We start from the raw sequence: 9,165 nt of genomic DNA, 5'->3' as shown, positions 1-9,165 counted from the left end.
TTATGGTGGAGACTTTACCACCTAACTTGGTGTCCGGGATCATTAAACCACTACATAGACGTGCGTGACAGAAATTGGGTCGGTCTCGAGGTAACTTAAGCGTAGGGAAGTAACAAGATTAAACAGGGAGCCCAGTGCGATTGGCGCGATGATAAGTAGGGCTATCAGAATGAAAAAGAGTACGGTTGAATGTCTCATAAAGCACCTCCTGACGTCTGTTTTACTTCGTTGTTATTGTAGCATTTTGCTCTCAATTTAGATTGAGGTTATTCCTTACTTTGTTTGAGTTTTTGCCTAAGAGTTCGGCGGGTGTTTTGGCTGCATCACGTCATGAAATAATGACAGAGTTTCACAGTAATTTCCTCGATGAGAGCTAAGTCACAATGTATACTGTGAGCGTTTCGCAAACGTTAGCACTCCCCAGTTTTAGTACACATTTAGTCCAGCATTTGCGATAAAAATACAACCAGCTATCACGCATTAAAATCAATGATATATAAACCCTGAAGATTCCGTCGTCGGGTATTTTTTGTGAGTAATTATGCTTAACTCAGAACGCAAAGCTGCATTCGTGCTCGTCGCAACTACGATGATCGCGGCTCTAGGGTGGATTTTCTCTAAAGAAACCATTCAAGGTCTACCACCATTCGGATTCATCGGTCTGCGATTTACCATCGCTTCTCTATGCTTACTGCCTTTATGCATTAAGCCGCTTCGTGCTGCTAATAAGAAAGATATCTTTGCGGCTGCGGGAGTTGGCGTGCTTTTAGGTGGCGCATTAATGTGCTGGATATACGCGATTTCTATCAGTGACACGCTGGGCGAAGGCGCATTCATCATGAGTCTTTCGATGCTGTTTGTGCCAATCGTTGCTTGGGTAATGTTCCGTCAAAGACCGCAACGAATTTTCTGGATCTCGCTGCCTATCGCAATTCTTGGCTTAGGGTGTTTGTCTTTGGCTGGTGGCTGGCAACAATCTACCAGTCAACTTTGGTTTTTGGGTGCAGCTTTGATGCTCGCTTTGCACTTCAACGTCAACAGTAAGTACTCGCAGAAATTGCCGGTATTGTTGCTAACGTGTATTCAGCTGTTTATCACGGGTTTGATAGGTTTACTAATTTCATCTTTAGTGGAAACGGTGCCTGAAGAAGTGTCGACTTCTATCTGGATTTGGTTTGCTCTTAGTACGCTTTTGGCAACGAGCTTACGCTATGTGATGCAAACCATGGGACAGAAGTTTGTTCAAGCGGGCAACGCAGCGCTGATTATGATTCTCGAACCCGTGTGGACTGTGATACTCAGTGTGCTTTGGTACGGTGAGGTTTTGACTGCTAATAAGTTGGTTGGTTGTGCACTTATCTTGTTTTCATTGGTGATCTACCGAACTGGCGGTAAACTCCGTTTTCCAAAACGTGCTTAGTTCAACTCACTTTGTAGAGCCAGCTAAATAACTATCGTTGGCTCTGCCTTTCTAGTCTCTGTCGGTTAATTTATAGGTATGAATGCGAAGTTGTTCACAGAAGTAGAACGTGAATTACGTGCTCAAACTTGCAACTTACCTATTTTGAAATTCACATTGCTTAAAAAACACTCTCTTTTCCGATAGGTATCGTGTATTCGTCATTTCGACTCGTCAGATTCGCCGTATATTTCGTCATTATGCATCAAGGTACGATTGCGTTAGGGTCGATTTGCCTAAAATGGCAGGTTGCACCTGGTGCGATCGCTAAACCTATGATTATTAAAAACGAATATTTAGGGAGTTCATGCGATGAGTTATGAATTTGACGACAGTGATCAAAGAACACGTTTCGACAAAAGTAAGCACGTTTCTGTGAGTCCGAGTAGCATGCGGAAATACCATGATTGGCGCAGATTGATCGTTGATCAAAACTACTCGCCGAAAGACGCGGCATCTGCTGTGGGGGATTCCCATTATGAGCAGTTGAAAGGGAAGAAGTTTGAAACCTATCCAATTTATTCGATACGCTTGAATCAAACGGACCGAGTAACCTTTATCTACCCGTCATCAAACAGCATTAAGATCATCAATATTGGTGGCCATTATTGATGCATCTCACTTGGGCAGAAGTCTGCTTTTCGGGCTTGAATAAGTGTCCAATTAAGAGCTTCTGCCTGCGCTTTGATTAAGTCGCCATTATCACCTTAGAGAAGCGTGCCTTTCGTGGTTGGCTAGCTGATTTAACTCTTACTGTACATCCATCCGATTTGCCTAGCTCCTCCAAATGCAACCTTGCATCGATTCCTAAACCTTGTGGCAGGCAATGTTCACATCTTCGCTTTCGTTTGTGTTAAAGAAGAAGAGACGCTCATCTTGGATAAAGTAATTTAAATCAGACTCAAAACCGACCAAGCTGTCCTTATCCCTGGTAAATAAGGGAGACTCGGTTGGTGTCAGGTTCCAATCGACACTGTTAAACTTTTGCTGGATTCGCTGTCCATTGACTTCATTTTTCGCTGTGAGCACAAGTTCGTAAGGTTCTTTCAATCCCGACTTATGATTGAGCATGCCTGACTGGTAGTAAATCACACTGGTATTGGAAGGAAAGTAGATGGTCGTATACTCTTCGATGCTTTGATATTGTCGATACGCTGCTGAAGTAAATCCCGCTTTTGTTTCTGAACAACGCCATCGGGTGCCACTAAAATCGTAAGTTTCAAATTGCCAGCAATAAATTGCAAAGGCAGTTGTAATCGCTGCAAACACCACCGCTAAAATGCGCATATCGCCTCCTTGCTAGAGTATGAGTCGGCAATATATTCGCCCAATTGTTCTCTCTGAACATTAAAGTGGCGATACATATGGTTTTTATTCCCATCCGTTTTTTGCAACCAAATAGTCAAAGCGACCATATTTGCTTCATAGATCGAAGGGAAAAGGCGTATGTACACATCTGCATTACATTGCGATTGGGGTAATTTATTCAGTAGCAGTTTTAAATTGTCGGCCGAAATAAACCCTGGAGTGGCGTCATGTAAATAGATGTTGGTTTGTCCAACGACAAGGTGTTTATAGTTGTCTTTTTTTATATAGCTTGGCTTCTCGAAAAGTGGTTTTAAGTTTAGAAGGGTGAGCAAAGCTACAACGGTGCCAACAACATAAACCGCAGCTAGAAGGATAGTACTGGTTTTCTGTCGCATTGGATGGGTGAGGCTTACTTCATCGCTCTGATTATCGCAGACAGTTTCTGAGCCAGTTTCTTCAATTTGAGGTACTGGTTGCGTGATGGCCTTAATGGATTCGGCCTGAATAAAATAACCGACTTTACTGATGGTTTTGATTTCAGCGTTTTGGGCTTTTAAAGAAAGCAGGTTACGACGTAGGCCAGAAACCACGTTGGTTAATGCTTGATCGGTCACGACCAACCCTTCCCAGCAGGTCTTGAAAAGTTCCTCTCGGGATACAGGTTCATTTTTTTGCAGGAGCAGTAAAAGAACCTCATAAGGAAGAGGCCTGAGAACGACTTTATTTCCGTTTTGATTACGTAACGTCCTTGTTGCACATTCTAAAGTTAAGTTCGAAAACTGGATCGATTTCATTGCTAAATTGGCTTTTTAGAAGGCAACTTCTATCTCGTTAGGTGAGATTAAAAAGTTATGGGAACCTAAATTTATTTTGAAAGCGGCACAGTCTACCGAGATTAATTTATAAATCAAGTTGGCAGTTTAAATGAAAATAAATCATTAAAAATCAGGGCTTTGATATTTTTCATGGCTTTTTAAGCCTTGCTTTAAGTAAGGGCATAAATATAAATGTGAAAACAATTTGATTTCTGTTTAGTTATTTAAGGGGTGAGATTTTAGAGTGTGCCGACTCAAACAACACGGCAAAGATAATTCAAAATGAAAAAGGTTTTTCTTCTTACTGCACTGGTTTCTAGTTTTGCATCTGCTAACGATATGAGTGGCTTTTATCTTGGTGCGGGCATCGGTAATACCGATTTTGATGACGCAGGCTACATGAATGATGTAAGCCACGCAATCGCTCGACACTCAGGGGCAAGCGTTCCTCTAACTTCAGATTCGGATGGCTCTGCATACAAGTTGATTGCTGGTTATCAAATCAACCGCATTGTTGCTATTGAAGCACAATACACTAAGTATGCGGATACTGATGTTAAGGTGCAAAATGTTTCGGCTTTAAAGCTAAGCCACGATACGTTTACCGTAGCCGCAAATGTAGGCTACACGTTCGACAATGGCTTGCGCCCATTTGCAACGCTTGGTTTGGGTTCAATCAGCTACGAAGTAAAAGAAAATATCACGGGCAACAACTTTAAGGAAAGCGAGAGTGGCGGCACGGTTCGTTTAGGTGTTGGCTTGGAGTATGCGCCGGTAATGCTAGGTGGTCTTGCATTCCGTGCAGGATATGAAGTTGACCATTACACGCTAGAAACTGCATTTAAAGATTACGACCAGTCGGTTGGTTCTTGGTACGTTGGTTCTACTTACAAGTTTTAACGCCTTTTTGTTTAAAACTCATCGTACTTAAAAATGACAAAGCTGCCTTGTTAAGCAAGGCAGCTTTTTGTTTTACAACGAACTTTTTGTTTTATGATTAACGTTGCTTTAATGCCATCGATACCTTCGATGTCGGCTGACGGTTTAACTCTTCACTGATCATCCATCCGGCTTTGGCGAGCAACTCCAAATCTACTCCTGTCTCGATTCCTAAACCTTGGCAAAGGTAGAGCACGTCTTCGGTGGCGACGTTGCCCGATGCGCCATGAGCGTAAGGACAGCCCCCAAGTCCAGCCACACTACTATCGACGGTATGGACACCCATTGTTAAGGCTTGGTAGATATTTGCTAACGCTTGTCCCCACGTATCGTGAAAATGCACAGCGAGCTTATCGGTTGGGACTTTCACTTGTACGGCTTCTAACATTTTAGCGATGCGTATCGGCGTGCCTGTACCTATGGTGTCTCCAAGCGAAACCTCATAGCAGCCCAGCTCTTGCAAAAGATTGGCAATTCTGGCGACTTGTTCCGGTTTGGTTGATCCATCATAGGGGCAATCAACAACGCAAGATAGGTAACCACGAACCGGAATACCATGTTTTGCAGCCAATTCAATCACTGGTTCAAAGCGGGTAAGACTATCCGCAATCGAGCAATTAATGTTGTGTCGGCAAAAGCCCTCCGATGAGGAGGTGAAGATAGCAACGTGGGTAGCTCCAGCTTCTAGCGCTTTCTCAAAGCCTTGCACATTAGGCGTTAACGCTGAGTAGATGACGTTGTGGCGGCGGGTGATTCTCTTCATCACATCGAGTGAATCTGCCATTTGAGGTACCCATGTAGGCGACACAAAAGAGCCTGCCTCAATATGGGTGAGCCCTGTATCCGAGAGCAGGTCGATTAAGCGGATCTTGGCTAGCGTGGACACTGGTGATTCATTTTGCAGACCGTCTCTCGCACCCACTTCGACAATGTTTACCTTGTTTGGCAAATTCATTTCTTGCCCTTAGCTGGCTTGTTTATCCAACCCGGTTCTCGTTTCTCCAGAAAGGCTTGCAAGCCATCTTGTCCTTGCGGCGATACGCGAATGTCGGCGATAAGCTGGCTCGTGTATTGGATAAGCTGACCATCAATCGGATTTTGGTGGCATTGATGGCATAACGCTTTGGCTTTTCGCATTGCATCTGGGCTATTGAGCAGCAAAGAATCAATCAAGCTTTCTACCACGGCTTCGATTTTATCCAGCTTATGAACCTTATGCACAAGGCCAAACTTTTCTGCTTTGGCGGCGTTAATCACTTCGGCACTGAGTATGTAACGACGAGCTTGACGGTTGCCCATAGCGCGCATGACATAAGGAGAGATAGTTGCTGGAACCAGCCCTAGCTTGACTTCACTCAAGCAGAACTTCGCATTCTCCGCCGCGACGGCAATATCACAACAACAGATTAAGCCCAATGCGCCACCAAAAGCGGAGCCTTGCACAACCGCAATGGTAGGCTGAGGGAAAGCGTCCAGTGTATGCATCAGACGTGCGAGATTCTGTGCGTCTTCAAGGTTTTGCTTTCTGGTGCTGTTTGCCATGGAGTTCATCCAATTTAAATCCGCGCCAGAGGAGAAGTGCTTGCCGTTTCCCCGAAGCACTAGGCATCGAACATCGGTGCGCAGAGCGAGGTAGTCGAGCCTGTGGATCAGCAGATCAATCATGCAGGCATCAAACGCATTGTGCTTCTCTGTGCGATTGAGCGTAAGCGTTGCTACGCCGAATTCATCGACGTTCCAAAGTACTTCATCTTGTCGCTTCGTATTGGGGATGATACTTGGTTGATGATCCTGCATGTGACGTCCTTTCTTCTCTACGTTTCTACATTGCTACATTGCTACATTGCTACATTCTGAATATGCCAAAGTTGCTGTCAGGAATTGGAGCATTGAGCGATGCTCTTAACGCTTGAGCTAACACCTGACGCGTTTCTTTCGGGTCGATGATGCCGTCATCCCACAAACGTGCGCTGGCGTAGTAGGGATGCCCCTGAGACTCATACAAGTCTACGATAGAATCTCGGAATGCACTTTCTTCTGGTTCTGGCCAGTCTTCACCTTGGCGCTTTTTCACTTCTCGCCGTACTTGAGTGAGCACGCCCGCGGCTTGTTCTCCGCCCATTACCGAGATTCGTGCGTTCGGCCACATCCACATCATGGTTGGGTCATAAGCGCGACCGCACATGCCGTAGTTGCCTGCGCCGTAAGAGCCGCCAATAATCACGGTGAACTTGGGTACGTCCGCACAGGCGACTGCCATCACCAGTTTCGCGCCGTGTTTGGCAATGCCTTCCGCTTCAAGCTTTTTGCCGACCATAAAACCAGTGATGTTTTGCAAAAAGAGTAGGGGAATTTTGCGTTTGGCACACAGCTCAATAAAGTGCGCGCCTTTCTGTGAGGACTCTGAAAACAAGATGCCGTTGTTTGCCACAATGCCAATCAAATTGCCGTGGATTCGAGCGAAACCGCACACTAAAGTCTTGCCATAAAGTGCCTTGAATTCATCGAAGTCTGAGTCGTCGACCACGCGAGCGATGATCTCTCGAACATCAAAAGACAAGCGAAGATTTGCATTGACGATGCCGTAAATCTCTTCGGCGTCGTAACGCGGTGGCAAGACGGTTTTGTCGCTTTGGAAGGGGAGTGATTGATTGGTATTTGAGATGGCTTCGCGCGCCAGCTGTAATGCGTGCTGGTCATTTTCTGCATAGTAATCGGCAACGCCAGACTTGCGACAGTGCACATCGGCACCGCCAAGCTCTTCATCCGTTACGATCTCTCCGGTTGCGGCTTTCACTAGCGGTGGACCTGCCAAGAAGATGGTGCCTTGCTCTTTGACCATAATGGAAACGTCCGACATGGCTGGTACATAAGCGCCACCAGCGGTACAAAGCCCCATCACCACTGCAACTTGAGGAATGCCCTGTGCCGACATTCTGGCTTGATTGAAGAAGATGCGTCCGAAGTGCTCTTTGTCAGCAAACACTTCTGCTTGGTGAGGGAGGTTCGCCCCCCCAGAATCTACCAGATAGACGCAAGGCAGTTGGCAACGTTGTGCGATCTCTTGCGCGCGTAGATGCTTTTTAACCGTGAGTGGGTAATAGGTGCCGCCTTTCACTGAGGGGTCGTTGGCGATCACCATGCATTGAATGCCTTCAATGGTGCCAATCCCAGCAACCACACCTGCGCATGGAATTGACTCTTCGTAGACGTTCCAAGCGGCAAATTGTCCGACTTCAAGAAACTCGCTGCCTTCATCCAAAAGATGCATGATGCGCTCACGGACGGGCAGCTTTCCTTTCAGGCGTTGGCGGTCGATAGCTTTCTGCCCGCCACCCTGTTTGATGGCTTTGATATTGGCATTGAGGTTGTTCACCAACTCGGTCATGACCGCTTTGTTCGACAAGAACAGCTCGTCGGTTGGCTTGGTTTTACTTTTAATGATTGCCATTGTGACTTCCTTGTCGGTGGTTTAGCGAGACTCTTCGAACAGCTCTCGTCCAATTAACATGCGGCGAATTTCAGAGGTGCCAGCGCCAATCTCATACAGTTTGGCGTCGCGTAGCAAGCGTCCGGTCGCGTATTCGTTGATGTAGCCATTACCGCCCAACAGCTGAATAGCATCGAGGGACATTTGCGTGGCGAGTTCGGCGCTGTAAAGGATTACGCCAGCGGCATCTTTACGTGTGCATTCACCTCGGTCGCACGCGGCAGCGACGGTATAAACGTAAGCTTTGGCAGCGTTCATGCGTGAATACATGTCAGCAAGCTTTCCTTGTACCAGTTGGAACTCACCAATGGATTTGCCGAACTGTTTGCGGTCATGCACATACGGAACCACTTCGTCCATGCAGGCTTGCATGATGCCAAGCGGGCCGGCGGCGAGTACCACGCGTTCGTAATCTAAGCCACTCATTAACACTTCAACACCACGGTTTAATTCACCCAACACATTTTCTTTAGGCACAACACAATCTTGGAAGACTAATTCACAGGTGTTGGAGCCGCGCATACCAAGTTTGTCGAGCTTCTGTGCATGGCTAAAGCCTTCAAACTCTCGCTCAATAATGAAAGCGGTGATACCACGAGATCCGCCATTGGGATCGGTTTTCGCGTAGACCACTAAGGTGTCGGCATCGGGCCCGTTGGTGATCCACATTTTGTTGCCGTTCATTAAAAAGTGGTCGCCTTTATCTTCTGCACGAAGCTGCATGCTAACCACGTCAGAACCTGAGTTCGGCTCACTCATGGCTAGTGCGCCAACGTGAGAACCATCGATGAGTTTAGGTAAGTATTTTTCTCGTTGAGCAGGGGAGCCATTGCGAAAGATTTGGTTAACACAAAGGTTGGAATGTGCGCCGTAACTGAGCGCGACAGACGCCGAAGCTCGGCTGATCTCTTCCATCGCAACAACATGAGCAAGGTAGCCCATACCTGCACCACCGAACTCTTCGTCGACGGTCACGCCGAGCAAACCCATTTCACCAAACTTGGACCACAGATGATTGGGGAATTGGTTGTCGCGGTCGATATCTGAGGCGATAGGGGCGATATGCTCGGTGGCAAACGCGTTGACGTGGTCTCGGAGCATATCGATGGTTTCACCAAGCCCAAAGTTGAGTGGGGTGTAGCTGCTTTTCATAA

The 9,165-nt window shown here is 46.5% G+C and carries 10 protein-coding genes; 3 read left to right on the top strand and 7 right to left on the bottom strand.

The window, feature by feature from the left end; genetic code table 11:
* Positions 1-42: 42 nt before the first annotated feature.
* Positions 43-198, bottom strand: a complete 156-nt coding sequence (locus GXP65_RS25055; RefSeq protein ID WP_162860260.1) for a hypothetical protein — start codon at positions 196-198, stop codon at positions 43-45.
* Between the two features lie 343 nt (positions 199-541).
* On the opposite strand from GXP65_RS25055, the gene GXP65_RS12020 reads away from it, so the two are divergent.
* Positions 542-1,420 (top strand): DMT family transporter, encoded by an 879-nt coding sequence (locus GXP65_RS12020; protein ID WP_038892580.1) that lies wholly within the window; start codon positions 542-544, stop codon positions 1,418-1,420.
* Between the two features lie 351 nt (positions 1,421-1,771).
* Positions 1,772-2,071, top strand: coding sequence for a hypothetical protein (locus GXP65_RS12015; protein ID WP_005532302.1), 300 nt, complete (start codon positions 1,772-1,774; stop codon positions 2,069-2,071).
* A 195-nt stretch (positions 2,072-2,266) separates the two neighbouring features.
* Here GXP65_RS12015 and GXP65_RS12010 read toward each other — a convergent pair whose 3' ends face one another.
* Together GXP65_RS12010 and GXP65_RS12005 are read right to left on the bottom strand one after the other, a co-directional pair.
* Positions 2,267-2,746, bottom strand: coding sequence for a hypothetical protein (locus GXP65_RS12010; RefSeq protein WP_162092912.1), 480 nt, complete (start codon positions 2,744-2,746; stop codon positions 2,267-2,269).
* Positions 2,734-3,561 (bottom strand): winged helix-turn-helix domain-containing protein, encoded by an 828-nt coding sequence (locus GXP65_RS12005; RefSeq protein WP_162092911.1) that lies wholly within the window; start codon positions 3,559-3,561, stop codon positions 2,734-2,736. Before GXP65_RS12005 ends, GXP65_RS12010 begins: the two co-directional genes overlap by 13 nt.
* A 303-nt stretch (positions 3,562-3,864) precedes the next feature.
* On the opposite strand from GXP65_RS12005, the gene GXP65_RS12000 reads away from it, so the two are divergent.
* Positions 3,865-4,482 (top strand): porin family protein, encoded by a 618-nt coding sequence (locus GXP65_RS12000; protein WP_077263213.1) that lies wholly within the window; start codon positions 3,865-3,867, stop codon positions 4,480-4,482.
* A gap of 97 nt (positions 4,483-4,579) precedes the next feature.
* Here GXP65_RS12000 and GXP65_RS11995 read toward each other — a convergent pair whose 3' ends face one another.
* The 4 genes from GXP65_RS11995 to GXP65_RS11980 are packed head-to-tail and all read right to left on the bottom strand — an operon-like array spanning position 4,580 to position 9,163.
* Positions 4,580-5,476 (bottom strand): hydroxymethylglutaryl-CoA lyase, encoded by an 897-nt coding sequence (locus GXP65_RS11995; RefSeq protein ID WP_162092910.1) that lies wholly within the window; start codon positions 5,474-5,476, stop codon positions 4,580-4,582.
* A complete protein-coding gene (locus tag GXP65_RS11990) occupies positions 5,473-6,318 on the bottom strand; it encodes an enoyl-CoA hydratase-related protein (RefSeq protein WP_162092909.1) in 846 nt (281 codons plus the stop codon). Before GXP65_RS11990 ends, GXP65_RS11995 begins: the two co-directional genes overlap by 4 nt.
* A gap of 49 nt (positions 6,319-6,367) precedes the next feature.
* Entirely contained in the window at positions 6,368-7,972 is a 1,605-nt protein-coding gene (locus tag GXP65_RS11985; protein ID WP_162092908.1) for a carboxyl transferase domain-containing protein, read from the bottom strand.
* A 21-nt stretch (positions 7,973-7,993) separates the two neighbouring features.
* Positions 7,994-9,163 carry an isovaleryl-CoA dehydrogenase gene (locus GXP65_RS11980; RefSeq protein WP_010451511.1) on the bottom strand — a complete coding sequence of 390 codons (1,170 nt, stop codon included), beginning with the start codon at positions 9,161-9,163 and terminating at the stop codon, positions 7,994-7,996.
* Positions 9,164-9,165: the final 2 nt, after the last annotated feature.

The sequence above is a fragment of the Vibrio sp. LB10LO1 genome (genome assembly GCF_010092875.1).
Taxonomy (GTDB): domain Bacteria; phylum Pseudomonadota; class Gammaproteobacteria; order Enterobacterales; family Vibrionaceae; genus Vibrio; species Vibrio campbellii.
Note: the sequence above shows the minus strand (reverse complement) of the source record. Positions and strands in the feature narration are given on the sequence as shown.

Excerpts from the sequence above, each read along its gene's own strand:
- GXP65_RS25055 (WP_162860260.1), bottom strand. The coding sequence starts at position 198 with ATGAGACATTCAACCGTACTCTTTTTCATTCTGATAGCCCTACTTATC.
- GXP65_RS12020 (WP_038892580.1), top strand. The coding sequence starts at position 542 with ATGCTTAACTCAGAACGCAAAGCTGCATTCGTGCTCGTCGCAACTACG.
- GXP65_RS12015 (WP_005532302.1), top strand. The coding sequence starts at position 1,772 with ATGAGTTATGAATTTGACGACAGTGATCAAAGAACACGTTTCGACAAA.
- GXP65_RS12010 (WP_162092912.1), bottom strand. The coding sequence starts at position 2,746 with ATGCGCATTTTAGCGGTGGTGTTTGCAGCGATTACAACTGCCTTTGCA.
- GXP65_RS12005 (WP_162092911.1), bottom strand. The coding sequence starts at position 3,561 with ATGAAATCGATCCAGTTTTCGAACTTAACTTTAGAATGTGCAACAAGG.
- GXP65_RS12000 (WP_077263213.1), top strand. The coding sequence starts at position 3,865 with ATGAAAAAGGTTTTTCTTCTTACTGCACTGGTTTCTAGTTTTGCATCT.
- GXP65_RS11995 (WP_162092910.1), bottom strand. The coding sequence starts at position 5,476 with ATGAATTTGCCAAACAAGGTAAACATTGTCGAAGTGGGTGCGAGAGAC.
- GXP65_RS11990 (WP_162092909.1), bottom strand. The coding sequence starts at position 6,318 with ATGCAGGATCATCAACCAAGTATCATCCCCAATACGAAGCGACAAGAT.
- GXP65_RS11985 (WP_162092908.1), bottom strand. The coding sequence starts at position 7,972 with ATGGCAATCATTAAAAGTAAAACCAAGCCAACCGACGAGCTGTTCTTG.
- GXP65_RS11980 (WP_010451511.1), bottom strand. The coding sequence starts at position 9,163 with ATGAAAAGCAGCTACACCCCACTCAACTTTGGGCTTGGTGAAACCATC.